Origin of the sequence: Rhodoferax sp., assembly GCF_025354435.1 — a bacterium.
Taxonomy (GTDB): Bacteria; Pseudomonadota; Gammaproteobacteria; order Burkholderiales; family Burkholderiaceae_C; genus Rhodoferax_B.
Genome location: NZ_JANXMU010000019.1, coordinates 28,265 through 50,392 on the forward strand (window position 1 = coordinate 28,265; position 22,128 = coordinate 50,392).

The following is a 22,128-nucleotide window of genomic DNA, read 5'->3' on the forward strand; positions in this document are numbered from 1 at the left end:
TATATGCTACCTACGCAAGAAGCTATTTATTTGATAGTGCAGCTTATTTCAGCAAACCAGCGCTGCGGGCGGCCGCTTCGATGCCCTTGTAGTTGGCGGGCTGGGTGGGGAGGAAGCGGGTGGCGCGTTGCAGCTCCAGCACTTCTTTGCCTTCGGGGGTGTTGCTGTTCAGATCCAGAAAGGCCTTGGCCAGCTTTTCGCGCAGGGCGACCGGCATGTCGGCGTGCACGCTCCAGTTGTAGTCGAAGTACGGCGGGGTGGTGTAGAACACGTGGACCTTGGCGGTATCGACCTTTTTGTCGGCCACGAACTTGTCCCACACCGAGATGTTGAGCGCGCCCGCGTCCACCTTGCCCGCGGCCACTGCGGCGATGGTGGCATCGTGCGCACCCGAGAAGGCCACGCGTTTCAGGTCTTTGTCGGGGTCCACCTTGGCATCGAGCAAAAAGCTGCGCGGCATTAGATGGCCGGAGGTGCTGGACGGTGCGCCGAAGCTCAGCGTGTGGCCTTTCAGGTCGGCCAGAGATTTGATGGCGGGGTCGGCAGTGATGAAGACCGAGCGGAATTTCTCGTCTTCCTCGCGCTGTACCAGCGGGATGATCTTGCCACCCGAGCGCACATTCGCCTGCACAAAGGTAAAGCCGCCAAACCAGGCCACGTCCACCTGCTTGTTGACCAGCGCCTCGACCGCCGCCGCGTAGTCGCTCACCGGGGTGAACTCGACCTTCATGGCCAGCTTGCCTTCCAGGTACTTGACCAGCGGCGCGGCCTTGCGGGCCAGCTCGGTGGGGGCTTCGTCGGGAATGGCGGTCATGCGCAGCACCTGCTGGGCGCTGGACAGACCGGCAAAGCATAGAGCGGCAACGGTCAGGGCGGTCTTGAAGGAGAAGCGGATCATGGCAGATACGGGTTGGTGAAAACCCCGTATTAGACCGCAGCGCTCCCGCCGCCCGGGCTTCAGGCCGCGTGCGCCAACAGGCTGCGGTGCCCTTCGGTGGCCAGCACCTGTTGGGCATTCAGGCTGCGGATGGAGATGCTGGCATCTTGCGGAATGCCGCCAGACAGCTGCAAGGCCAGGTAGCGGCCGCAGCTGACGCGCAGAAAGGAGGCAAAGTTATCCACCTCGCCACGCTGCGCCACCAGCTCGTCGTACAGCTTGGCGCACAGTTGCGGCACGCCCATGCCGTCGCGCTGGGCGATCTCGGCCAGCACCTGCCAGAACAGGTTTTCCAGCTTGATGCTGGTGGCCACGCCGTGCAGCCGCACCGAGCGGGCGCGGCTGTCATAGAGGTGGGGGTCGGCGCTTATAAATACTTGGCACATGGCAATTCCCCTTGATGCAGCCCCACATCATCCGAGGCTGCACCGGCAACGTCAATGGCGGATTACAAGGTGATACGCGTGCCCAGCAGGGTCAGGAACTGCGCAATCCAGGCCGGGTGGGCGGGCCAGGCGGGGGCGCTGACCAGGTTGCCCTCGGTGATGGCTGCGTCGATGGCGATCTCGGCGTAGGTGCCACCCGCAATCTCCACTTCCATGCGGCAGGCCGGGTAGGCGGAGCAGGTGCGGCCCTTGAGGACACCGGCCCCGGCCAGCAGCTGGGCACCGTGGCAGACGGCGGCCACGGGCTTGTTGGTTTCAAAGAAATGCTTCACCGCCGACACCACCGCCGGGTAGGTGCGCAGGTACTCGGGGCCACGGCCACCGGGGATGACGAGAGCGTCGTAGCTGCTGACATCCAGGCTCGCGAAGGTGGCGTTCAGGGTGAAGTTGTGGCCGGGCTTTTCGCTGTAGGTCTGCGCGCCTTCGAAGTCGTGGATGGCAGTCTTGATATGGTCCCCGGCCTTTTTGTCGGGGCACACGGCGTGGACGGTGTGGCCCACGGCCAGCAGCGCCTGGAACGGCACCATGGTCTCGTAGTCTTCGCAGTAGTCGCCGCAAATCATCAGAATCTTTTTCGCTGCCATGCTGGTCTCCTCAAGGGTGGTTGGTAAACCATTGTGGGCAGCGAAAAGAGGCGGTGGGTGTTAGCCGGTTACTACATCCAAGGCGGTCAGCCCCCGATACGCGGGGTTGTCGGCCCACTGCGGTGACCCATCGGCCAGGCGCAGATGCGGCCAGCGCTGCAGCACCTGGCGGAAGGTGATTTCGGCCTCGATGCGGGTCAGCAGGGCCCCGATGCAGACGTGGGCACCGCTGCCGAAGGAGATGGACGCGCCGTCGCGCCCCGCCACATCCAGCCGGTCCGGGTCGGGGTGGCGGGCCGGGTCGCGGTTGGCGGCACCGATCAGCGGCACCACCAGGTCGCCCCGGCGCAGGGTCTGGCCGTGGAGTTGCAGTTCGGTGGCCACGCGGCGGCCGGTGTACTGCACCGGGCTGTCGAAGCGCAACAGCTCGCGCACGGCGCTGGGGACCAGGCGGGGGTCTTGTTGCAGGCGCTGCCACTGGTCGGGGTGGGCCAGCAGGGATTGCAGGCCGTTGCCAGCAGGTTGCGGGTGGTTTCGTGGCCCGCAAACAAGAGCATGGCGCACTGGGCCAGCAGCTCGGCGTGGTTGTGCAGCGCACCATCGACCTCGGCTTGCAGCAGGCGGCTGACCAAATCGTCACCGGGATTCTGGCGGCGTTCGGCGATTAATTTCTCGAAATACCGGCCCATCGCCAGCAAACTGGCCTGGGCGCGGCGGGCCTGCTGGTGGGTGGCCAGCGGCGCGCCGATAAACACCGCCAGGTCGTCGGACCAGACCGCGAAGTCGGCGTTGGCGGCCTCTTCGATGCCCATCATCTTGGCGATGACGCGGGTGGGTAACTGGCGGGCCACCGCCTGCATGAAGTCGAAACGGGGCGCATCGCCCACTGCGTCCAGCAGCTCGGCCACGGTCTGGGCTATGAACGGCTCCAGCGCCTGGATCTGTGCGGGTTTAAAGCCTGCGTTGAGCACCTTGCGGATGCGGGTGTGGTCGGGCGCATCGAGGAACAGCATGGCGCGGGCAAACAGCTGCTGGAAACCGGCCAGCTCGCCCTTGGTTTCCTCCCGGTTCGTAACCCACCCGCCCGTACGCTGGGCCGAGAAACGCGGGTCGCGCAACACCTGCTCCACGTCGGCATGGCGGGTCAGCAGCCAGGCACCGCCGAAGAATTCGGTGCTCCAGTGCAGCGGCCCCGCCTCGCGCAAGGCCTGGTAAGCCGGGTAGGGGTTGGCCAGAAAGGCGGCATCGACGAAAGGTGCGGTGGCATTCATGCGGAAAAAATCTCGTGCAGGGCCACAAAATCCAGATAGGCTGCGGCGGCCCTCGGGCTGGCATCGGCCAGGCGCGGCACCACGCCCAGGCAGGGTGCGTGGTGGCGGCGTTGGAACTCAACGCGCAGGGTGTCGATATTGGCTTGCAGATGGGCCATCTGCGGGTCGACCGTGTTGGCGATCCAGCCCAGCAGCGGCAGGCCGCGGGCGCGGATGGCCTCTGCGGTAAGCAGGGCGTGGCTGATGCAGCCCAGGCGCAGGCCGACCACCAGAATGACGGGGTAGCCCAACGCCACGGCCAGATCGGCGGTGTCCACGTCAGGCCCTAACGGGACGCAGAACCCGCCCACGCCTTCCACCACCAGCACATCGGCGCGCTCGGCCAGGGCTTGGGCTTGCTGCACCAACGTGGCCATGTCAATCACTTGCCCTTCGAGCGCCGCCGCAATATGCGGGGCGCAGGCGGCCTGGAATTGCAGCGGGCCGACTTCCGCGCTCGTGAGAGGCAGTGAACCGGCGGCGCGCAGCATCTGCACGTCTTCGTTCACGCCGTCTGCGTCCAGCCCGGCCGCTACCGGCTTGAAGCCCGCGCTGCGCCAGCCTTGTTGGGCGCACCAGTGCAGCAGGGCCGCGCTGCAGCGGGTTTTGCCGACTTCGGTGTCGGTGCCGGTGATGAACACGCTACGCATGCAATTCTTTCGCGGCCACAGCCAGTCCATCGACCAGCCGCTGCACGTCCTGCGCGCTGTGGGCGGCGCTGAGCGTGATGCGCAGCCGTGCCGTGCCCACGGGCACGGTGGGGGGGCGGATGGCGGGCACCCACAGGCCTTGCGCATCCAACGCGGCAGACAATGCCAGGGCGGCGGCGTTGCTGCCCACGATGAGCGGCTGGATGGCAGTGGCCGAATCGGCCAGGCTCCAGCCCAGATGGGCGTGGGCAGCTATCAATTTGGATAACTCGCCGCGCAACTGGTGGATCAGCGCTTGCAGGTGGGCGCGGCGCTGTTCGCCCTCGGGCCCGGCGATCAGTTGCAGGCTGGCGCTGAGCGCGTGGGCGATGGCGGGCGGGGCGGCGGTGGTGTAGATGTAGGGCCGGGCGGTTTGCACCAGCCATTCAATGATGGTGGGGTGCGCGGCCACAAAGGCCCCACCCACGCCCGCGGCCTTGCCCAGCGTGCCCATGTAAATCAGCCGTTCGCTGCGCAGGCCGAAGTGCGCCAGGCTGCCCCGGCCCTGGGTGCCGAGCACGCCGAAGCCGTGCGCGTCGTCCACCACCAGCCAGGCATCGAAGCGCTCGGCCAGCGCCAGCAGGGCGGGCAGGTCGGCCAGATCGCCGTCCATGCTGAAGACCGCGTCGGTGACGATGAACTTGAGGGGGGCATCGCTTTGCATGAGTTGCCGCTCCAGCACCGCCAGGTTGCGGTGGGCGTAGCGGTGCAGTTTGGCCTTGGACATCAGCGCGCCATCGACCAGCGAGGCGTGGTTCAGCTTGTCTGCAAAAATAATAGCGTCATGCGCATATAGCGCCTGCGCTATGGCTATGTTTGCCATATAACCCGTACAAAAGTACAGCGCCCGGGCATCCGGGATACAGGGGGCCATCCAGGTGGCCAGCTCTGCTTCCAGCGTGGCGTGCGCTAGCGAGTGGCCGCTGACCAGATGCGATGCGCCGCTGCCCGCGCCAAAGCGGCGTGCGCCCTCGGCCAGGGCCTCCACCAGCGCGGGGTGGTGGGCCAGGCCCAGGTAGTCGTTGCTGCAAAACGCCAGCAGGTCGCGGCTGGGCTGGTTGCCTATGGCGACGCGCTGCTGCGGCGCGCAGGGCGACTCGGCGGTGCGGCGCGTACGCGTCAGGGCCTGGTCGGCGCGCTCACGCAGTTGGCGGTTCAGGTGGTCGATCAGCATCGGTGGGGGTTTGGTTCAGGGTGTCGTCCAGTGTGGCCAGGACCTGGCGGGCCAGCCAGGGCGACAGATCGTCGTCCAGCAAGTACGGCGGCAGCAGGTAGACGGTGCGGCCAATCGGGCGGATCAGCAGTTCGCGCGAGCGGCCTGCGAGGTGGAAGCGCTCGGCAAAGCGCGGCCCGGCAACGGATTCCCGCACGTCAAAGGCCCAAATCATGCCGATGTGGCGGAAGTTCTCTACCCGTGGGTCTGTTTGCAGAGGTGCGAGTGCGGCACTGAGGGTGGCCGCTTGCAGGCGGTTGTGGGCCAGGACACCATCTTGGTCAAACCGGTCCAGCACCGCCAGCGCGGCGCGGCAGGCCAGCGCGTTGCCGGTGTAGGAGTGCGAATGCAAAAAGCCCCGCGCCACGTTGTCGTCCAGAAAGGCCTCATAGACACTGTCACGCGACAGCACCAGTGACAAAGGCAGGTAGCCGCCGCTGATGCCCTTGGACAGGCACAGCAGGTCCGGCCAGATGCCTGCCTGCTCGACCGCAAAGAAGGTGCCGGTACGGCCACATCCCACGGCGATCTCGTCGGCGATCAGCAGCACCTGGTACCGATCGCACAGCGCCCGCACGGCGCGCAGATAGGCCGGGTCGTGCATGGCCATGCCGCACGCGCCCTGCACCAGCGGCTCCAGGATGATGGCGGCGATCTGGCCGTGGCGAGCCTCTAGCAAAGCCTGTAGCTCGGCGGCGGCGCGCTGGGCCACGTCAGTGGCGGATTCGCCGGGCAGGGCCTGGCGCGCGTCGGGCGACATCACCTGGTGCGAGCGCATCAGTAGCGGATCGTAGGCATCGCGGAAGATTTGCACGTCGGTCACGGCCAGCGCGCCCAGGGTTTCGCCGTGGTAGCCCTGGCGCAGGCAGACGAATTCACGCTTGTCGGTGAAACCGCGGTTGCGCCAGTGGTGGAAGGCCATCTTCAGCGCAATCTCCACGGCCGAAGCGCCGTCGCTGGCAAAAAAGCAGTGGCCCAGCACCCCGCCCGTGCGGGCAGAGAGGCGCTCGGCCAGCTCCACCGCCGGGGCGTGGGTGCAGCCCGCCAGCATCACGTGCGGCAAGGTGTCGAGCTGGTCCTTGATGGCGGCGTTGATGCGCGCATCCGCATGGCCAAACAAATTGACCCACCAGGAGCTGATGGCATCGAAGTAGCGCTGGCCGTCCTCGTCATACAGCCACACCCCTTGGCCGCGCACGATGGGCAGCGGCGGCACCTCGGCGGCGCGCTGCATTTGGGTGCAGGGGTGCCAGATGTGGGCCAGGCTGCGGGTGACGAGAGAGGAAGTCATCGCTACAGGCTTACGCCGTCAACCGCTCCAGCGCTTCCTGGTATTTGGCGGCGGTCTTGGCGATCACGTCGGCTGGCACGCGGGGGGCGGGAGGGGTTTTGTTCCAGGGCTTGCCGTCGATCTGCACTTGCTCCAGCCAGTCGCGCACGAACTGTTTGTCGTAGCTGGGGGGATTGCTGCCTTCGACATAGCCTTCCACCGGCCAGAAGCGCGAGGAATCGGGGGTCAGCACCTCGTCCATCAGCACCAGGGTGCCATCGGTGTCCAGGCCGAACTCGAACTTGGTGTCGGCAATGATCACGCCCTTGGTCAGGGCGAAGGCGGCGGCCTCCGAATAGATCTGGATGCTCAAGTCGCGGATGCGCCCGGCCAGGTCGGCCCCGATGGCCGCCACGCTTTGTTCAAAAGTGATGTTTTCGTCGTGGTCGCCCACGGCCGCCTTGGCCGCCGGGGTGTAGATGGGGGCGGCCAATTTGGAGGCGTTGCGCAGGTCCGCAGGCAGCGGCACGCCGCAGACCGATTGGCTGTCCTGGTATTCCTTCCAGCCGCTTCCGGCCAGGTAGCCGCGCACCACGGCTTCGATGGGCAGGGGCTTGAGGCGCTTGACCAGCATGGAGCGGCCGGTGACCTGGGGCACTTCTTCGGCGGTAACGGCGCTCTCGGGGGCTTCGCCCGTCAGGTGGTTCGGGCAGATGTGGCCCAGCTTGGCAAACCAGAACAGCGCCATTTGCGTCAGCAAAATGCCTTTGCCGGGAATCGGCTCGCCCAGGATCACGTCGAAAGCGCTCAGGCGGTCGCTGGCCACCATCAGAATGCGGTCGGTCCCCACGGCATAGTTGTCGCGAACCTTGCCGCGCGCCAGCAGGGGCAGGCTGTGGATGGAGGAAGTGTGGACTGTGGTCATGGGGAAATTCTCAATAGGAAATTAGGCCGGGCAACCCCAAAGTGTAAAACGCCACGTCAAACCGCGTTCCAACCCTGCACCGCCGTCCATACGGCCCCCAGTACCAGCACCCCGCCCACGCCCCGGGCCATGGCGTTTGCCGTACGCGGGCGGGACTCCAACCAGGCCCGTGAACTGCCCGCCGCCAGCGCCCACAGGCCGTACACCGCAGTTTGCGTCAGCGCGATGATGCCGCCCAACACCACCGCCTGCACCCACACCGACCCGTACTCCACGCGCAAAAACTGCGGAAAGATCGCCAGCATGAACAAATACGCCTTGGGGTTCATCAGGCAGGTCAGCATGGCCCGGCGGAAAATCACCCCCGGCGGTGGTGTGCCGACGGCAGGCAAGGGCCCCATGGCCGACTGGCTGCGCAGTACCGCCACGCCAATCCAGGCGATGTAAGCTGCCCCGGCCAGCAACAAGATGTTCAGCAGGCCCGGCACCCAGCGCAGCACCAGTCCCAAGCCCAGGACCCCGGCCACCACATGGCATACCCCACCGGCCACGATGCCCGCCACCGCATACAGGCCGGAGCGCCGCCCACCGACGAGGGCGTTGGACAGTACAAAGGCCATGTCCATACCGGGCAGGGCAATGATGCCGAACACCATCAAGAAGAAGAGCCAAAGGTGGGCGTAGTGGGTCATGGTGCAGGGTCTCGGTGGGTGGTAATACCCCACTCTAAAACCGTATCCGGGCGGTATTGGCCCTGATTAAACTGCTGCCATGTATTCACCCACCACCCGCGTCTTGACCGTGCTGGAGTTCCTGCAGGCCCATGGCCGCCTGAGCGGCCCCGACCTGGCCCAGCGCCTGGCGGTGGACGGGCGCACGCTGCGGCGCTACATCCGCCGGCTGGAAGAACTGGGCATTCCCGTGCTGTCGGAGCGCGGGCGCTACGGCTGCTACAGCCTGATGCCCGGGTTCAAGCTGCCGCCGATGGTGTTTACCGACGACGAAGCGCTGGCCATCGCCTTGGGCCTGGTGGCAGCCCGTGGGCTGGCGGTAGCGGGCGCGGCGGTGGAAAGCGCGCAGGCCAAGCTGGAGCGGGTCATGCCCGGCCCGCTGAAGCAGCGCGTGCGGGCTTTGGGTGAAACCGTGGCACTGGACCGCCAGCCATCCGCTATGGCACAAGACAGCCAGACGCTGATGGCCTTCAGCCTGGCCTGCTACCAGTGCCAGCAAGTGCATGTGCGCTACGGCTCGGCGCACCTGGAGACCACGCAGCGCGACTTCGACCCCTACGGCCTGGCCTACCGGGGGCACCGGTGGTACGTGGTGGGTTACTGCCATCTGCGCGATGCGTTGCGCTCTTTGCGGCTGGACCGGGTGCTGGCCGTGGAGTCGCGTGCGCACCGCTTTGTGGCCCCGGCCAACTTTGACGCGGTGCGCCATCTGGCGCTAGGTGTGGCCAGCATCCCCCGGGCGGTCCAGATTGAGGTCTTGCTGTACACCGATATGGAGACGGCGCGCAAGGCGCTGTTTGACAGCATCGGCCTGCTCCACCCAGCCGACGGCGGCATCATGCTGCACAGCCAGGCCGACGACGTTGACTGGTTTGCCCGCGAACTGGCGCGCCTGCCGTTTAGCTTCGAGATCCGCCAGCCAGCGGGCTTGCGTGCGGCCTTGTCGGCGTTGGCGCAGCGCCTGCAGCAGCTGGCGGCGGTGGTTCCGTAAAGGGGGCAAGACTAGCGCTGTGCTATGATTTTTGGTATCAAAATAAATAGCTGTTTATGCATGTTCCATATGCACAAGTGGCAATTTTCATGTTGAAAAAATGCCCTTGCCGGGCCGAAGGCTCACCCGCGCTGGAACTTGAACACCGCCGTGCCCGCCATGGCGTTGGGCAAGAAACGCACTTCGCGGCCCTCTTGCAGGCCGAAGGCATCCAGGATGTGCAGGTCGTTCTTGCCGGCCAGCACCTCGAAGTCCTTGAAAGTGCCGACGCGGATGTTGGGCGTGTCGTACCACTGGTAGGGCAGGCGCTTGGTGACCGGCATGCGGCCGCGCAGGATGCTCAGGCGGTTGGGCCAGTGGGCGAAGTTGGGGAAGGCCAGCACGCCCATGCGGCCCACGCGGGCGGTCTCGCGCAGCATGACTTCGGCGTTACGCAGGTGCTGCAGGGTGTCGATTTGCAGCACTACGTCGAAGGACGCGTCTTCGAACAGGGCCAGGCCCTCGTCCAGGTTCAGCTGCACCACGTTCACGCCGCGCTGCACGCACTTGAGCAGCTTGGCGTCGTCGATTTCCACCCCGTAGCCGGTGCAGCCGCGGGTGGCCTGCAAATGGGCTAGCAGTGCGCCGTCGCCGCAGCCCAGGTCGAGCACACGCGAGCCCACGGGCACCAGACGGGCGATGGATTCCATGTTGCTTTGTGCGCTCATGCCATTACCTCCCCCGCAGTCTCCGCCGCAATCCGGTCAAAGTAGGCGCGTACAGCAGCCATGTAGCGGGCATCGTCCAGCAAAAATGCGTCGTGGCCGTGCGGTGCATCGATTTCGGCGTAGCTCACGGTGTGGTGGTGGTCGAGCAAGGCTTTAACAATTTCGCGGCTACGCTGGGGCGAGAAGCGCCAGTCGGTGGTGAAGCTGACCAGCAAAAACTTGGCTTTGACCTGGGCAAACGCGGCACTCAGGCTGCCGCCAAAATGCCGCGCCGGGTCAAAGTAGTCCAGCGCGCGGGTGATCAGCAGGTAGGTGTTGGCATCAAAGTATTCGCTGAACTTGTCGCCCTGGTAGCGCAGATAGCTCTCAATCTGGAACTCGGCATCCTGTGTGGTGTAGCGGTAACTCTCACCAATCAACTGGCGGCCGAACTTGGTGTTCATCACGTCGTCGCTCAGGTAGGTGATGTGGCCAATCATGCGGGCGATGCGCAGGCCGCGCTGGGGCACCACGCCGTGCCGGTAGAAGTGACCGCCGTGGAAGTCGGGGTCGGTGACGATGGCGCGGCGCGCGACTTCGTTGAAGGCGATGTTTTCGGCCGTGAGGTTGGGCGCGCTGGCAATCACCACCGCGTGCCGCACCCGGTCGGGGAACTGTAGCGTCCAACCCAGGGCCTGCATGCCGCCCAGGCTGCCGCCCATCACGGCGGCCAGGGTCTGGATGCCCAGGTGGTCAAGCAGGCGGGCCTGGGCGTTGACCCAGTCTTCCACGGTGACGACTGGAAAATCCGCGCCGTAAACCTGGCCGGTGTCGGGGTGGATGTGCATCGGCCCGGTGGAGCCAAAGCAGGAGCCCAGGTTGTTCACCCCGATCACAAAGAAGCGATTCGTGTCCAGCGGCTTGCCGGGGCCGACCATGTTGTCCCACCAGCCCGCCGACTTGGCCTGGCCTTCGTAGGTGCCTGCCACATGGTGCGAGGCATTCAGCGCGTGGCAGACCAGTACGGCGTTGGACTTGTCGGCATTCAGCCGGCCATAGGTCTCGTAGGCCAGGTCGTAGGCGCGGATGGAACCGCCGCCTTGCAGGGGCAGCGGGTCGGCGAAGTGCTGGAACTGTGGTGTGGCGATCAAGGGCTTACCCACGCCCTAAACTGGCTTTGTATCTATAAAGCTCTGGCGCTGCATGAGTTTGTCTTGCAGCTTGGCGAGGTTGGGGTGGCGGCTGCGCCAGGGCAGATCGGGGAAGCGGAAGTCCAGCCAGCCTAAAGCGCAGCCCACCGAAATGTCCGACAGGCTGAGGTGGATGCCGCTGCAATACGGCTTTTCGGCCAGGCCGCGGGCCATGGCTTTCAGGCTGGCATCGACCTTGCCCATCTGGCGGTCGATCCAGGCCTGGCTGCGTTGCTCAACAAAGCGTTCGACCCACACCGATTCCATGCGCGCCAGGATGCCTGCGTCGGACATACCGTCGGCCAGGGCTTCCCAGGTTTTGACCTCGACCCGCTCGCGGCTTTGCGACGGGATGAGCTTGCCCACCGGCGATAAGGTGTCCAGATACTCCACGATCACCCGCGAATCGAAGATGGCCTCGCCCGCTTCCATCACCAGGCAGGGCACTTTGCCCAGCGGGTTGGATTCGGCGATCACGGTGCCGGGAGCCCACACGTCGTCCAGCACAAACTGGTAGTCGAGCTTTTTTTCGGCCATCACGACGCGCACTTTACGTACGTAGGGGCTGGTGAGAGATCCGATAAGTTTCATGGGCACGGTGGTTCTGGGACAAGGATCTGGGGAGGCTTCCATTCTAGCGATTCACCTCTGCCAGGAAGCCCCGGTTTGCCAACGGTGGCGCGCATCCTACAATTCGCAACATGAATCTCTCTACGATCTCGGCCCTGTCGCCACTGGATGGCCGCTACGCCGCCAAACTCGCCTCCCTGCGCCCTTTGATGAGCGAACTGGGCTATATGCAACGCCGCGTCCAGGTCGAAGTGGCCTGGTTCATCGCTCTGAGCGATGCCGGGTTTGCCGAATTCAAGCCGCTCACGCCTGGCGCGCGCACCTATTTGCTCAACCTGGTCACCAAGTTCAGCGAAGCCGATGGCCGCGCCATCAAAGACATTGAAAAAGTCACCAACCACGACGTAAAAGCGGTCGAATACTGGATCAAATCCAAGTTCGAAGCCCGCCCCGAGCTGGAGCACGCCAGCGAATTCGTCCACTTTGCCTGCACCAGCGAAGATATCAACAACACCAGCCACGCGCTGCAGCTCAAGGGCGCACGCAACCAGGTCATCCTGCCCGGGCTGGACGCACTGATCACCAAGTTGCGCGAAATGGCCCACGCCTTTGCCGACGTGCCCATGCTCAGCCGCACCCACGGCCAGACCGCCAGCCCCACCACCGTGGGCAAGGAAGTCGCCAACGTGCTGGTGCGCGTGGTCGCCGCCCGCGACAAGATCGCCAACATCCCGCTGATGGCCAAGATGAACGGTGCCGTGGGTAACTACAACGCCCACCTGTCCGCCTGGCCCGACTTCGACTGGGAGGCCTTCAGCCGCAAGGTCATCGAAACCCCCGAGCACGGCCCGGATACCGGTATCAATCCCTGGGGCCTGGGTCTGACCTTCCAGCCCTACAGCATCCAAATCGAGCCGCACGACTACATGGCCGAGTTGTTTGATGCGATTGCCCGCACCAACACCATCCTGATCGACTGGTCGCGCGACGTGTGGGGCTATGTGAGCCTGGGCTACTTCAAGCAGCGCCTGAAAGACGGTGAAATCGGCTCCAGCACCATGCCGCACAAGGTCAACCCCATCGACTTTGAAAACGCCGAAGGCAACCTCGGCCTGGCCAACGCCGTGCTGCGCCACCTGAGCGAAAAGCTGCCCATCAGCCGCTGGCAGCGCGACCTGACCGACTCTACCGTGCTGCGCAACATGGGCGTGGCCGTGGGCTACGCCGCGCTGGCCTACCAGTCGCTGCTGACCGGGATGAACAAGCTGGAACTGAACGAAGAAGCCCTGGCCGCCGACCTGGACAGCTCGTGGGAAGTGCTGGCCGAGCCGATCCAGACGGTGATGCGCCGCTTTGGCGTGCAAGGTGCCTACGAGCAGCTGAAGGAAGTCACCCGCGGCAAGACCGTCACCGCTGAAGCCCTGCACGGCCTGATCAACTCGCTGGCGATTCCCGATGCCGAGAAACAGCGTCTGCTGGCCATGACACCGGGCAGCTACACCGGCATCGCCGCGGAACTGGCCCGTCGGGCCTAGCACCCCCCCAGGCTGCACACTTCGTGTTTTCGCCAACCCCCTTGCAGGGGGCAACACCAGCAGCCTGGCAAAGCCAGTTCTGCGGTGTTTCTGGAAAGTGCGTGCTTGCCTTAACCTGGGCAGGTGACTTTTAAACAAAATGAGCTGCCTGTGCTTATCTAATAAGCGTAAGCAGCTATAAAAACAATAGTAATTTGCATGGCTCTCAAATCCACCATTTTCAAAGCCAACCTGCAAATTGCAGACATTGACCACGGCTACTACGCCGACCACGCCCTGACCCTGGCGCGCCACCCCAGCGAGACCGACGAACGCATGATGGTGCGCCTGGTCGCTCTGGCGCTGAACGCCCACAAACTGCAGAGCGTGCTGGGTGGCGACGGCGTGCTGGCCTTCGGCGCAGGTTTGAGCAACCCCGACGATCCCGACCTCAGCCTGCGCGACTACACCGGTCGCACCCGGCTGTGGGTCGAAGTGGGCCAGCCCGAAGACAAACCGCTGATCAAAGCCTGCGGCAAGGCCGACCTGGTGGTGCTGTACGCGTTCAGCTCTTCGGCGGACGTGTGGTGGCGCACCATGGAGGCCAAGCTGGCCCGCCCGCAAAACCTGCAGGTCTGGCGCGTCCCCACCGACGCATCGCAGGCCCTGGCGGCCCTGGCCGAACGCAGCATGCAGCTGCAGGCCACGGTGCAAGAGGGTAATTTGACGTTGAGCAGCGAAAAAGGCAGCGTGGATGTCGAGTGCATCCGCTGGAAATAGGGCTCACCCCCAGGCTGCAGCGCAAGCGCTTTTCGCCAACCCCCTTGCAGGGGGCGATACCAGTGGCCCGGCAAAGCCGGTTCCACGGTATCTCTGGAAGGGGTGTCAATCTGTTGAATTAATGGCCTTTTAGGCCGTTAGCCCATATTCCACCTGCGCAAAAAGCTATCTAATCGATAGCATTCATCTTACCTTCGGCGGCGCGCTCGGCGTAGCGGTTGAAGCGCCAGGAATTGCCTTCCAGCGTGATGCGCCGCCAGGTGGCGCGCTTGTCGGCCGGGCCCATGGCGGGCCAGAGCTGGACTTCTTCGAATGTGCGGCCACAGCCTTTGCAGATCGCATCGCCCTGGAAGGTAGAGCAGATGGCGATGCACGGGGTGTCGGGAGTTGTCTCGTACCACACCAGCCAGGCCGCGCGGGCTTTGGGCGGCATGGAGACGTCGTCCACCGTGTCCTCATGGTGGTAGACCATCAGCGCGTACACCTCGGCCAGGGCGCGCAATTCGGCGCACAGGGTAAAGCCGTCGGGCGAGGGCTTTTGGGCGCGCCAGTAGTTGATGGCGGCTTCGATGTCGGTAATGTGGAGTCCGGCCATAAGGGGAGGTAAGCAAAGGAAGGGTGATTGTGCTCTAATCACAGCTTGAAGGGGAGTAGCTCCCGCCCGCCGTCCCAGCGGGCATCCACTGGTCGTCAATACGTTGCCCCGCGCGGGCTTCCGGACAGTGGGGCACTGTTGAACATGCTTCACCATGCCGAGCAAGACCTTCGATATCCACCTGCAGAGGTGGGTTTCGAAGCGTGCTTGCTGGCCTCCGCGCCTCCTGCATCTCGATTCCCACCTTTGCTTTTTTCAACTGCAATGGAGTGTTTCTATGGAATTTTTATCGGCCCCCTGGTGGTCTGCCCTGCTGGCGATCATTTTGATTGACCTGGTGCTGGCAGGCGACAACGCCATCGTCATCGCCCTGGCGGCGCGCAGCCTGCCGCCACACCTGCAAAAGAAAGCCATCCTGTGGGGCACCGTCGGCGCCATCGCCGTGCGCTCGGTCATGACCATTGGTGTGGTCTGGTTGTTGAAGATCCCCGGCCTGATGCTGGTCGGTGGCCTGGGTCTGCTCTGGATCGCTTACAAGCTGCTGGCCGACCAGGGCAACGACGGCGAACACGACGGCCCGGCCGTCACCACCTTCTGGGGTGCCATGAAAACTATTTTGGTGGCCGACGCGCTGATGGGCGTGGACAACGTGCTGGGCGTGGCCGGTGCCGCACACGGCGCGTTCGACCTGGTCGTTATTGGCCTGCTGGTGAGCGTGCCGATCGTGGTGGTGGGCAGTACGGTGGTGCTGAAGTTGGTGGAGCGCTTTCCGGCCATCATCCAGATCGGTGCAGCCGTGCTGGCTTTTACCGCCGCCAAGATGATCGTGGGTGAGCCGGTGCTGGCTTCGGTGTTTGGCCCGGATGCCCCCTGGAGCACCGCTGCCCACTGGGGTCTGTATGCCGTGGCCGTGGCTGGTGTGCTGGCGACCGGTAGCTGGGCAGCACGCCGCAGCCAGGCCGTCAAGAGCGCTTGAATATCTGCAAACCAGTGAAGTTGTCGTCACTGGGCAAATGCGCAAACCGCTGGGCCAGGGTCTGGGCTCCGGCGGTGATGGCGAAATAGTCGTAGTCCACCACCTGCTGGCTGGCCATCAGGTACTGGAAGTGGATGCGGAACTTGTCGCGGCGCAAGGGCGCGTACTGGGCCGCATCGAACATCTGGGCAAAGCGGGGTGACAGCAGTTTGGGCCGGTCGGGCAGGCGCGCAGCCTCTGTGGCGGCATCCCCGGGAAGGGACTGGAGCGGGTCCACCAACGCAAAGCAGCAGGCATCGGGCGGGGCTGAAAAGTCCAGCCAGTCCAGCCCGGTGGCGGTGCCCAGGGTCTGCAGCTCGGCCCGAAAGCTGATGGCCTGTGGCAGGCATGCCAGCATGGGAATGCAGTGGCCCAGCGTGAGCAAGCTGAGCACCGGACCGTGCTGGCACAGCTGCGGGTCTAGCCGCAGCGCCCGTGCCACGATGCTGGCGGCCATGATGGCACCGGAACTGTGGCCCACCACTAAAATTTCGTAGGACTTACGCGGCATCCTTTGTGTCGCCCTTTGGGCGCACAGAGGGTCTTGCGTAAGTCCTGTTTCTTCTTCTGCGGCTTGCGCCACCCGCGCCACCAGAGTGCGGGCGTGCTGCTCCAGGCGTTCCTCCAGCTCGGGGGTTTGGCCCTGGGCCTGGCGGGCGGTAAAGGCGTAGCTGCGCATCAGCCAGTACATGCCAAAACGCTGCTCCAGCCAGCGCGCCACCCAGCCCGCAGCGGCCAGCCCCAGTACGGCACCGATGCCTGTGCCCCACGGCACGCCCAGCGCATGCCCCAGCAGCGCGCTGCCCCACACCGCGAGTGGGATGCCCAGCAGCATCGAGCACAGCCACAAAAACGGCCCAAACAAGGCCACCACCGGCGGCCATGACATGGCCAGCATGCGCCACAGCCCGCCGTGGCGCAAATTGAACAGCGTGGTGGCGGCAATATCGCGCCAGAGCTGGAAGTGGCCTTTGGGCCAGTTGTTGCGCACGATGTCGTCCCAGCGCAGGAACTCCACGCCGGTGTGCACCGCCGTGCCGTGTTCTACCGAGTCCACCGCCCAAACCGGGTTGCCGCTGGGGTTGCGCCCGCGCTTGCCCACGGCGATGGGCTGGCCCGTCAGGGCGGATTGCCGTGCGGCCTGCTCCCGGTACAGCGCGTGGTAGTGCGAAGCCCCTTTGGGGTCAAAGCCGCTGACGTAGAACAGATCGCGGCGGCTGACGCAGGCTTTATCGGACGGTTTGTTTTTCAAGACCTTTTTCCAGGACAAGATCGACCACCGGCTGCTCGCGCTTGTTGGCGCGGCGGCAGTGGTCTTGCTGAAAATGGTTGGTGGCCCAGATGATGAAGCGCGCCCAGCGCCGGTCCCGGGCGCGCCAGGCGTGGGACGAAACCGATTCCCAGGCGTAGCCGTTGAACAGCGTGGCGTTGACAAAGTGGTCCAGCGCCCGCACCCCTGCGCGGCCCCGCTCGTTGCGGCCGCACAGGCCTACCCACAGCAGCAGCAGATAGCCCAGCACGGCCATGGGCACCACCACGGTCATCAGCGCAAAGCCTGCTAGCCGTTCTTTCATGGCGCGGCCTTAGCGGGCTGTTCTGATGGAATACGGCGGTGCAGGGTCAGCTCCACGCCGTTGGCCGAGCGGATGGTGAGCCGCCCCACCGGCTGCGGCACGTGGCCGGGCACGGGCTCCAGGCGGTACTCGCGCACCAGGCTGGACAAAATCAGGGCCGCCTCTTGCAGGGCGAATGCCGCCCCCATGCAAACGCGGGGCCCCATGCCAAACGGCAGGTAGGCATTGCGCAGCGACTCGCGGGACTGGTCGTTGGCGTAGCGGTCGGGGTCGAACGCGTCGGGGTTGTCCCAAAGTTCGCGGTGGCGCTGGATGAGCCAGGGCGACACCACTACCGAAGCCCCGGCCTTCACAGTTTTATCGCGCATCGGGCAAGCCTGGGCAGATTCGCGGGCCATGAAGCCCACCGGGGGAAACAGCCGCAGGGTTTCGCGGAACACGTTCCAGGTCAACTCCATGGCTTTCATGTCCGAGGCTTCGGGCACCCGGTCGCCCAGCACGGTGACCACTTCCTGGTGCATACGTTCCTGGATGTCAGGGGCTTTGGCCAGCAGGTACAGCGCCCAGGTGAGGGCACTGGCCGAGGTTTCGTGGCCTGCCAAAAACAGCATCGCCACCTGGTCCACCAGCTCGTCGAAGCGGAACGGGGCGGGTGGGGTGCTGGTATCGGTGGCACTGAGAAACGAGGCCAGGATGTCGGTGGGGCCTGCGCCTTGCCCGGCCCGGTGGGCATCGAAGCGGGGGCGGATCAGCTTCTCCAATAAGCCGCGGATTTCGGTGGCGGCGCGGCGGCTGCGCCAGCGGTCCCAGGGCAGTACCAGCCAGCGCACGCCAAACAGGGCGGGCAGCATCAGGCGCGGTGCCAGGGCCTGGAAACGCGCAAAAGCGGCAAAAATCTGGTGCGCATCCGGCCCCTCCATGGGTACCGAGAAGATGCTGCGAAAGATGATGTCGGCGGTGACGTGGGTCATCTCCACCTCGACATCGTGCCCGGCGCCCGCGGGCAATTGTTGCAAACGCTCCAGCATGGCTGCCACCGCATCGCGCATCACCGGGAACGCCACCGTGGTGCGGGTCTGGGCAAAAGCCGGAGCCATCATGTCGCGCTGGCGCTGCCATTGCGCGCCATTGGTGGTGAAGATGCTGTCGCCCAGCAAGGGCCGCAGGGCATCGCCCAGCAGCTCGCTTTTAGGAAAGTCGGTGGCTTGGCCGACCAGCACCTGTTTGACCAGGTTGGGCTGGTTGACCATGTACAGGTCCAGCCCCGGCAGGTGCACTTCGCCCATCTGCATGCGGTAACTGCGTTCGTACAGGCCGTCCAGCCAAGAGCGGCGGGCGCTGAAGAACAGCAGCATGCGCGATGCCTTGCTTTGGCGCGGTGGAGGGTAGGCGGGGCAAAAATGGCTCATGGGGCAGCATAGCGGGCCGCAAGGGTCTGCGGGCCGGCGGTAATGGCAAAAAAATCGTACTCAGCTGGCCGCTCGCCCGCCATCAGGTATTGCATGTGCATGCGGCGTTTGTCCTGACGCAGTTCGGCGTACACCTCGGGGGCAAACTGGGTGTGAAAGCGGGGGGACAGCATCATCGGCTGGCCATTGGCCGGGGCAGGCAGCACCACGCCACAGGCGGTGATGGGGTTGATCAGGGCAAAGCTTCCCCAGTCACTGGGCGAAGAAAAATCCCGCCAGGTCAGCCGCACATCGGTGGCCAACTGGCCCAGTTCGGCCTGGTAGCGCCGGGTCTGGGGCAGCAAACCCAGCAGCGGGATGCAGTGGCCCAGCGTGAGCAGCGACACCGTGGGCGTAGGCTGACCGGGAGGTACCTGAGCCAGAGCACGCGCCATGGCACTCACCGATAAGATACTGCCTACGCTGAAGCCCACCACCAGCACCTCATCGACATCGTTGGCCTGGAGCTTGTGGGCGATAGCCTGGGCGATGGTGTCCAGCCGCGCCTCTAGCGTGGGCAAGCGCCCCAGCCCCAGCTTGCCCACAAAACCGAAAATACGGGCCAGCCAGGTGGTGTTGAGCCGGTCTTCCAGCTTGCGCATGCCCCACAGCCCCGCCCCAAAGACCAGTGCGCCTGCCACCCACCCGGCATGCCCTGGCACGGCCCAGGCTACTCCGGCTGCGAGCAGGCTGCTGACCAGCAGGCCCGCCAGCAAAAATGCCAGCGGGTAAAAAAACGACACCAACGTCTTGGGCACCATCGCCCACACCTTGGCGATGCCCACATGGCGCAGGTACAGCGGGTAGGCGGGCAGCACATCGGCCAGCAAGCGCCAGACGGTACGCGGCCAGTACTGGCGCACGATGTCGTCCCATTGGCTGTATGCGTACACCGTGTCGCAGCGGCCATCCACCGACAACTGCCACTGGTTTTGCCCGCCCGCCCCCCTGTGGCGCGGGCCGACATGGACGGTTTGGCCGGTCACCTGCGCCTGTTTGGCCGCCTCAGCCTGGTACAGCGCGTGGTAGTACGAGGCCCCCTTGGGGTCAAAGCCGCTGAGGTAGAACACATGGCGGCGGCGCACGGTGGTCATTGCGCAGCCTCGATAACTTGGTATACGGTAGCCATCGCACCGTTCTGTGCCATCCGCGCTGCAGCGCTGCGACAAGCTTGGGCCACTGCGGGTTTTCCCAGCAGCGCGACCAGCGGCGCAGCCATGCAGGTCGGGTTTTGGTGGGGGGGCTGCACCGTAGCGGCTACACCCAGCAATTCCAGCCGCAAGGCGTTGTCAAACTGGTCGTAGCCCACCGGCAGCACCAGTTGCGGAATGCCTGCGCGCAAGGCCTGGGCAGAACTGCCCACACCGCCGTGGTGCACCAGCGCAGCAGCTTGCGGCAACAGCTGACCAAACGGGGCGTAGCGCGCCTGTATGACCCCTGCGGGCAGCTCGGCGGGCATTTGGGCGGAGTCGTCGCTCAGCAATATGCCGCGCCGACCTAGCCGCACACAGGCATCCACCGCCGCCTGAAAAAACACCTGCCCGTGGCGCATGGCCGAACCGGGCATGAAAACAATGGGCGCAGCGCCAGCCGCCAAAAATCGGGCTATAGCCGGGTCTAGCTCCGCACCTGCATCGCCATCAAACAGCGGAAACCCTGCCTGTTGCACCTGCGGCGGCCAGTCCGGGGCCGCAGGGGCAAACCAAGAGGGAAACAACGTCACCCCGGCCACTGGTGAATGCATCCAGCCACCAAAAATGCTGCCCTGCATGGCAGGCAGACCCAGCCGGGTACGCCAACTGTCCAGGCTAGCCCGGCCCATCGGCTCCAGCTGGTAGCGGTCTAGCAAGCGCCAGGCCATACGGCGCAGCGCCAAAGGCAGCCAGCGGGGCACACGCCACTGCGCCATCGTCAAAGGGTTGTACACGCTGCGCAGCATGGTGGCAGCGGTATAGACGCTGACCAGTGGCACGCCCAGCTGCTCTTGCGCCAAACGGGCACCAAAGGCCGCCGGGGTGGCCACCACCACACACGGCCCTGCCGCATGCACAGCGGCAATGCGTTCCAGCACCGGGGCAATCGCCGGGCGCAGGATGCCGCGCCACATAACTCCAAGCCCTTTGATGGGATGCCACAGGCGGGGATTGCGCAGGGTGCTATTAAATTCGACTTCTGTGCCTACCGGGTAGAAGTCCAGGCCGTTGGCCCGCACCAGGGATTCAAACCGGGGATTGGTCAGCACCTCGACCCCATGGCCACGTTGGCGCAAGGCCGTGCCGATGGCTAACATGGGGTGCACATCGCCCGCGCTGCCCAAGGCCACCACCAGGATCTGCCGGCTCATGCCGCACGGGAGCGCTTGCGCGTTTTCGGCACAAAGTTGATGAGATTGCGCTGCGCACGCTCATCCCGGTCGGTCCAGGCCACCCCGGTGAAATGGGCCACTTCGGGCAACCGTTTATAAAAACTACCGTTGTGCTGGGTGCGGGCCACCAGGTAGTTTTTAAAGGCCTGGTAGAGCTTGGGGTTTGGTACTGCCAGGCGGGCCTGCCGCCAAAACTCGTCCAGTGGTCCCTGAAAGGTGAGTCCGCGCATGTGGTAGATCGCCTCGCCGCAGACTTTGACCGGCACGCCTTCTCCCACCGCGCTCAGGCCCACGGTGCTATTGACCACCACCACGCCGCGTGCATGCTTGAACAGGGTGGGCAGATGCTGGTCGTGAATGTAGTGGCAGCGGTAGCCAATGCGCTGCTCTGCCACGCAGCGGGCAATCAACGCGGTGTAATCGGTATAGCCCCGGTCCAGCGGGTGGTGCTTGATGACCAGATGCATGTTGGCGGGCGCATGCTGGCCAAACGAGGCGATGGTTTCCTCAATGAACTGCCCCACCGACTCGAACTTGGAGTGGATTTTGATCTGGGCATCGGCATTGGTTTGCAAGGCCACCAAGAAGAACTTGCCCGAATGCGCCCCGGTCAGCAGCGGCATGGCATGCTGTTCGGTCACGGCGTAGTGTTTTTTGCGGATGTACGAGCGTATCCAGTACAGGCCATCCAGCCAGCTTAACGAACGGTGGTGCCGGTAATGCCAGAACCAGGGTTTGAAGACGCTGCCTGCCGCGTTATGTACCATGCCCCACAGGGCCGCCATGCCAAACGTGCTGCCCACAGGGCGGGTGGGCGGCGCGGCATCGAACGGAGAATTCAAATAATAGGAAGGGTCGGTGGACAGCGACGAGTGGTTGTTGACACCATCGCGCTCCAGGGTGATGTAGTCGGGGCGCAAATAGCCCTCTTCAAACACCCCGACCTCCAGTTTTTGCGCATGCGCAATTTGGACCACTTGTGCATGGATAGGGCGGCAGTCGCCAAACAGCAGTACCGTGTCGATGTTCAGCCGGACCAGCAAATCTGCATAAAAATCAGGCCATTCGGCCATGCTGCCCCGGTAGTTGATCACCCCGGCGTATTCGCGAAACACCGAAAAAATCCAGTCACCGCCGTTGAAATTGACCTTGAAAACCAACGCACCCGCCCACGCCAGATCACTGGCCAGGCGCGCAAAAAATGGACCCACAGGCCCTTGCAACATCAGGATGCGCTTACCCCGGAATTCCTTGAGTCCTCTACTGATCACATCGCGTCCTGCTTGTTTTTGTTA

At 64.6% G+C, this 22,128-nt stretch carries 24 protein-coding genes; 4 read left to right on the plus strand and 20 right to left on the minus strand.

Annotated features, from left to right (window positions below):
* Positions 1-43: 43 nt before the first annotated feature.
* The 10 genes from Q0T48_RS04675 to Q0T48_RS04720 all read right to left on the minus strand — a co-directional run bounded on the left by Q0T48_RS04675 (position 44) and on the right by Q0T48_RS04720 (position 8,066).
* A complete protein-coding gene (locus Q0T48_RS04675; RefSeq protein WP_295953099.1) occupies positions 44-898 on the minus strand; it encodes a putative selenate ABC transporter substrate-binding protein in 855 nt (284 codons plus the stop codon).
* A 59-nt stretch (positions 899-957) separates the two neighbouring features.
* A complete protein-coding gene (locus Q0T48_RS04680) occupies positions 958-1,323 on the minus strand; it encodes a ribbon-helix-helix domain-containing protein (protein ID WP_295953102.1) in 366 nt (121 codons plus the stop codon).
* Positions 1,324-1,385: 62 nt separating this feature from the next.
* Positions 1,386-1,967 (minus strand): DJ-1/PfpI family protein, encoded by a 582-nt coding sequence (locus Q0T48_RS04685; protein ID WP_295953104.1) that lies wholly within the window; start codon positions 1,965-1,967, stop codon positions 1,386-1,388.
* A 60-nt stretch (positions 1,968-2,027) separates the two neighbouring features.
* A complete protein-coding gene (locus Q0T48_RS04690) occupies positions 2,028-2,402 on the minus strand; it encodes a cytochrome P450 (protein WP_366887930.1) in 375 nt (124 codons plus the stop codon).
* Positions 2,288-3,238, minus strand: a complete 951-nt coding sequence (locus Q0T48_RS04695) for a hypothetical protein (RefSeq protein WP_295953106.1) — start codon at positions 3,236-3,238, stop codon at positions 2,288-2,290. The genes Q0T48_RS04690 and Q0T48_RS04695 overlap by 115 nt, the downstream gene beginning before the upstream one ends.
* A complete protein-coding gene (bioD, locus tag Q0T48_RS04700; protein WP_295953108.1) occupies positions 3,235-3,927 on the minus strand; it encodes a dethiobiotin synthase in 693 nt (230 codons plus the stop codon). The genes Q0T48_RS04695 and bioD overlap by 4 nt, the downstream gene beginning before the upstream one ends.
* Entirely contained in the window at positions 3,920-5,140 is a 1,221-nt protein-coding gene (bioF, locus tag Q0T48_RS04705) for an 8-amino-7-oxononanoate synthase (RefSeq protein WP_295953110.1), read from the minus strand. Before bioF ends, bioD begins: the two co-directional genes overlap by 8 nt.
* The gene (gene bioA / locus Q0T48_RS04710; RefSeq protein ID WP_295953112.1) at positions 5,106-6,470 is read right to left on the minus strand and encodes an adenosylmethionine--8-amino-7-oxononanoate transaminase; all 1,365 of its coding nucleotides are present in this window, start codon (positions 6,468-6,470) and stop codon (positions 5,106-5,108) included. Before bioA ends, bioF begins: the two co-directional genes overlap by 35 nt.
* Positions 6,471-6,480: 10 nt before the next feature.
* On the minus strand, positions 6,481-7,374 hold the full coding sequence (locus tag Q0T48_RS04715) for a phosphoribosylaminoimidazolesuccinocarboxamide synthase (RefSeq protein WP_295953115.1): 894 nt from the start codon (positions 7,372-7,374) through the stop codon (positions 6,481-6,483).
* A 56-nt stretch (positions 7,375-7,430) separates the two neighbouring features.
* Complete coding sequence (locus Q0T48_RS04720; RefSeq protein WP_295953116.1) at positions 7,431-8,066, minus strand: LysE family translocator; 636 nt, start codon at positions 8,064-8,066, stop codon at positions 7,431-7,433.
* Positions 8,067-8,145: 79 nt separating this feature from the next.
* Between Q0T48_RS04720 and Q0T48_RS04725 the strand changes: the two genes are divergently transcribed.
* Positions 8,146-9,096 carry a YafY family protein gene (locus tag Q0T48_RS04725; RefSeq protein WP_295953119.1) on the plus strand — a complete coding sequence of 317 codons (951 nt, stop codon included), beginning with the start codon at positions 8,146-8,148 and terminating at the stop codon, positions 9,094-9,096.
* A gap of 122 nt (positions 9,097-9,218) precedes the next feature.
* Here Q0T48_RS04725 and metW read toward each other — a convergent pair whose 3' ends face one another.
* From metW to Q0T48_RS04740, 3 genes are read right to left on the minus strand one after another with little or no spacing between them, the layout of a single operon-like run.
* Positions 9,219-9,803, minus strand: a complete 585-nt coding sequence (gene metW, locus Q0T48_RS04730) for a methionine biosynthesis protein MetW (protein WP_295953122.1) — start codon at positions 9,801-9,803, stop codon at positions 9,219-9,221.
* Positions 9,800-10,933, minus strand: coding sequence for a homoserine O-acetyltransferase (locus Q0T48_RS04735; RefSeq protein ID WP_295953125.1), 1,134 nt, complete (start codon positions 10,931-10,933; stop codon positions 9,800-9,802). Before Q0T48_RS04735 ends, metW begins: the two co-directional genes overlap by 4 nt.
* A gap of 15 nt (positions 10,934-10,948) precedes the next feature.
* Entirely contained in the window at positions 10,949-11,563 is a 615-nt protein-coding gene (locus Q0T48_RS04740; protein ID WP_295953127.1) for a glutathione S-transferase N-terminal domain-containing protein, read from the minus strand.
* Positions 11,564-11,673: 110 nt separating this feature from the next.
* On the opposite strand from Q0T48_RS04740, the gene purB reads away from it, so the two are divergent.
* Entirely contained in the window at positions 11,674-13,077 is a 1,404-nt protein-coding gene (gene purB, locus Q0T48_RS04745; protein ID WP_295953130.1) for an adenylosuccinate lyase, read from the plus strand.
* Positions 13,078-13,275: 198 nt separating this feature from the next.
* Entirely contained in the window at positions 13,276-13,836 is a 561-nt protein-coding gene (locus Q0T48_RS04750) for a YaeQ family protein (protein ID WP_295953133.1), read from the plus strand.
* Positions 13,837-14,005: 169 nt separating this feature from the next.
* On the opposite strand, the gene Q0T48_RS04755 is transcribed toward Q0T48_RS04750, so the two are convergent.
* Positions 14,006-14,431 (minus strand): DUF3717 domain-containing protein, encoded by a 426-nt coding sequence (locus Q0T48_RS04755; protein WP_295953135.1) that lies wholly within the window; start codon positions 14,429-14,431, stop codon positions 14,006-14,008.
* Positions 14,432-14,708: 277 nt separating this feature from the next.
* Between Q0T48_RS04755 and Q0T48_RS04760 the strand changes: the two genes are divergently transcribed.
* The gene (locus tag Q0T48_RS04760; RefSeq protein ID WP_295953136.1) at positions 14,709-15,407 is read left to right on the plus strand and encodes a TerC family protein; all 699 of its coding nucleotides are present in this window, start codon (positions 14,709-14,711) and stop codon (positions 15,405-15,407) included.
* On the opposite strand, the gene Q0T48_RS04765 is transcribed toward Q0T48_RS04760, so the two are convergent.
* Genes Q0T48_RS04765 through Q0T48_RS04790 form a run of 6 tightly spaced genes read right to left on the minus strand, consistent with a single transcriptional unit; the run spans position 15,394 to position 22,104 of the window.
* Positions 15,394-16,698: a hypothetical protein gene (locus Q0T48_RS04765; protein WP_295953139.1), complete on the minus strand. Its 1,305-nt coding sequence runs from the start codon at positions 16,696-16,698 to the stop codon at positions 15,394-15,396. The two genes, Q0T48_RS04760 and Q0T48_RS04765, sit on opposite strands and share 14 nt — an antisense overlap.
* Entirely contained in the window at positions 16,676-17,020 is a 345-nt protein-coding gene (locus tag Q0T48_RS04770; RefSeq protein WP_295953142.1) for a hypothetical protein, read from the minus strand. The genes Q0T48_RS04765 and Q0T48_RS04770 overlap by 23 nt, the downstream gene beginning before the upstream one ends.
* Positions 17,017-18,429, minus strand: coding sequence for a cytochrome P450 (locus Q0T48_RS04775; protein WP_295953146.1), 1,413 nt, complete (start codon positions 18,427-18,429; stop codon positions 17,017-17,019). Before Q0T48_RS04775 ends, Q0T48_RS04770 begins: the two co-directional genes overlap by 4 nt.
* On the minus strand, positions 18,426-19,562 hold the full coding sequence (locus tag Q0T48_RS04780; protein ID WP_295953149.1) for a hypothetical protein: 1,137 nt from the start codon (positions 19,560-19,562) through the stop codon (positions 18,426-18,428). Before Q0T48_RS04780 ends, Q0T48_RS04775 begins: the two co-directional genes overlap by 4 nt.
* Positions 19,559-20,812 carry a glycosyltransferase gene (locus Q0T48_RS04785; protein WP_295953152.1) on the minus strand — a complete coding sequence of 418 codons (1,254 nt, stop codon included), beginning with the start codon at positions 20,810-20,812 and terminating at the stop codon, positions 19,559-19,561. The genes Q0T48_RS04780 and Q0T48_RS04785 overlap by 4 nt, the downstream gene beginning before the upstream one ends.
* Complete coding sequence (locus Q0T48_RS04790) at positions 20,809-22,104, minus strand: capsular biosynthesis protein (protein WP_295953155.1); 1,296 nt, start codon at positions 22,102-22,104, stop codon at positions 20,809-20,811. Before Q0T48_RS04790 ends, Q0T48_RS04785 begins: the two co-directional genes overlap by 4 nt.
* Positions 22,105-22,128: the final 24 nt, after the last annotated feature.